The 2,146-nt window shown below is 56.9% G+C and carries 2 protein-coding genes; both read right to left on the bottom strand.

Annotation, left to right across the window (positions count from 1 at the left end; translation table 11 throughout):
- Nucleotides 1-913 (bottom strand): cysteine peptidase family C39 domain-containing protein (locus KJQ96_RS38385; RefSeq protein WP_249735081.1); only part of this gene is annotated, 913 nt, incomplete at its 3' end.
- Nucleotides 914-945: 32 nt separating this feature from the next.
- A complete protein-coding gene (locus tag KJQ96_RS38380) occupies nucleotides 946-2,031 on the bottom strand; it encodes an HlyD family secretion protein (protein WP_213256459.1) in 1,086 nt (361 codons plus the stop codon).
- Between the last annotated feature and the right edge of the window lie 115 nt (nucleotides 2,032-2,146).

The raw sequence follows: 2,146 nt of genomic DNA, 5'->3' as shown, positions 1-2,146 counted from the left end.
TACAAACTCGCCGACGCCGCCTGATATGATTCGAACCAAGAAAACGATGATCTAGCACATTGACGAAAATGGTGATGGAGACGTCGTTCAGGAAGCTCCTGATTTTCACCGCGTCGTTCATCCGGGAGACGATTTCTCCCATGCGCATGCTATCGAAGAACTTTTGTGGTAAGCTTAGGATGTGATTGTAGTAGCCGAGGATCAAGCAGACATCGATCTTCTGCCCTGTCTGCAGGACTAGCCGGTTTCTGAGGACATTGATTAAGATCTGTGGCACCAGGATCAGCAGCATCGCGACGCTCATTAGATTTAGCAAATTGCGGTTGCCCGCTGTGATCACGTGATCGACGATCTTCTGGACATAAATGGCCGTCGAGAGGCCAAGAAGGGTTGTTACCAGTGCGCCGACGAGAGCCTGCGTCAGCGCCGCTTTGTGTGACGCAAGCAGTCGGGCGAAGCGGAGAAGAGGTGAGGTGGTCTCGTCGCGGCGCTTGAAGGTGTCTGCCGGAACCAGGAGCACCAGGACGCCAGTCCATTGCCTCTTGAATTCTTCATGCGACAGCTTGCGGATTTCGCCATACGCCGGGTCCATGACGGTGACCCACCTCGCATCGATCGCCTGGACGACTACGAAGTGGTGCAGGACTTCCTTGACGATCACATGCGCGATGGCGGGCTTGGGGATCTTGTACAAGCTGTCGAAGCCACCCTTGACGCCCTTGGCAATGAAGCCCAGCTTTTGAGCCGCTTGCAGGAGACCCGAGACCGTGGTGCCCGATCGGTCGGTCGAAGCATACTGGCGGATGCGAGACAATGGCAACTTGTAACCATAGAAGGCTGCAACGGAAGCAAGGCTGGCAGCCCCGCAATCGGTGATGTCGCGCTGCTTGAATTTGATGATCTGACCCGACATGGCGGCTCACTCGCTCTTTGGAAAATAGATAATTAGCGAGCCGCCAGGAGCGGGTTGAGCCATTCGTCGATCTCGCTGTAGAGGAGCTGCAGGAGAGTGCGCTCCGCCACGAGGAAGCGGGCTCGCACGGTCATGCCTTTCCTCAGATGACCAATGATCCCGTTTGTGAGTTCGAGGTAACTGCGAGAGAGCGCGCAGCGGACCTTGAAGACCGGGTTCTTGTCCTGCAGGGTGAAATCATGCGCCACGTCTAGTACTGTCGCGTCGATCACACCCCATTGATTGTAGTTGAATGCATCGACCTGGAGCCGCACCGCCTGGCCCGGTTGCACGAAGCTGATGTCTTTGGGCGAAACGTAGATTTCCGCCACCAGTTCGCGGTCGGGCGAGACCCAACCGACAGTTTGCCCCGCCTGGACGTAGCTGCCGGGGGTGAGGCCGGTGAATTGCTCGAGAGCGCCTGATACGGGAGCGCGAATGCGGGTCAGATCGCGTTCGTTCTCGAGTTGATGCAAGCTGGCTGTGAGTTCCTGGAGGCGGAGGTTAGTATCGAAAAACTGCTGATTCCATTCGGCGGATTTGCTCGAGGCGAGGATCTCGCCTTTCACCTCGAGGCTCTGGAGAGCGAAAGCCGTTTCATCGATCGTCTTTGCGGGTGCTGCAGCAACCGAGACGAGACGCTGAGCACGTTTGAATTCTAATGCGGCATTGCTGCGGGCATATTGGTTCTCCCGCAACAAGTTGAGAAAATGCAGCCGCTCGGCCGTGGCGGACTCGGTCCGGAGGCGGATGGGGGCATCCGCCTGCGCGCCGGAAGAGATAAGGGTCTGGAGGTCAGTGGCACGATCGCTCTTCACACGGATTTCGCCTGAAAGCGCACCGATCTTTTCCTCAATGACCTTATCATCGAGAGCGAGGATTTCTCGGCCTTGTGCAACGAGATCGTTCTCAAAGGCAAGAACACGAGAGATGCGTCCGGACACGGGCGCGATCAGAGGAGTCTTCTCGATGACGGGACGAATGGTGCCGGCACTTTGAACAGACAGCGTCACGGTGATGACTGGCAGCGACACCAACGCCCCAACGACAGACAACACAATGATCTTGTAGATCGCCAAAGATCGTCCTGACTCTCGCGACAGGATGCTCTCTGCAGTGTAGCTGACCATTTCCGGAGGGGTGCCGTCGCGGGGTTGGTAGGAATTGAGTGTGGCGTAGTCTCCGGGGTGATCA

Source organism: Bradyrhizobium sp. sGM-13, assembly GCF_018398875.1.
GTDB lineage: Bacteria > Pseudomonadota > Alphaproteobacteria > Rhizobiales > Xanthobacteraceae > Bradyrhizobium.
The sequence above is the reverse complement of the archived record's forward strand: the minus strand, read 5'-3'. Positions and strand labels throughout refer to the sequence as shown.